Consider the following 268-nt stretch of genomic DNA (forward strand, 5'->3'; position numbering starts at 1 on the left):
TACCCTAACCTGTTAAAACAAGACTTTAAGGCTGTCAAACCTAATCAAAAATGGGCCGCTGATATTACCAATATTCCGACCAAAACTGATGGCTGGTGCTATCTGGCAACCATCATGGACTTGTATTCTCGCAAAATTATCGCTCATAAATTAAGCCGGCACATGACAACCGAGTTGGTTGTCAATGTACTTAATCAAGCCTGTGAAACTAGAACCGTCAAGGCCGGTTTGATTCTGCACACTGACTTGGGCAGCCAGTACCGAAGTG

At 44.0% G+C, this 268-nt stretch carries 1 protein-coding gene; it reads left to right on the forward strand.

Going from position 1 to position 268, the window contains the following annotated elements; genetic code table 11:
• The coding region (locus FC89_RS12235; protein WP_157060735.1) for a DDE-type integrase/transposase/recombinase at positions 1 to 268 on the forward strand (268 nt) is incomplete at both ends.

The sequence above is a fragment of the Liquorilactobacillus ghanensis DSM 18630 genome (genome assembly GCF_001435235.1).
GTDB classification, from domain to species: domain Bacteria; phylum Bacillota; class Bacilli; order Lactobacillales; family Lactobacillaceae; genus Liquorilactobacillus; species Liquorilactobacillus ghanensis.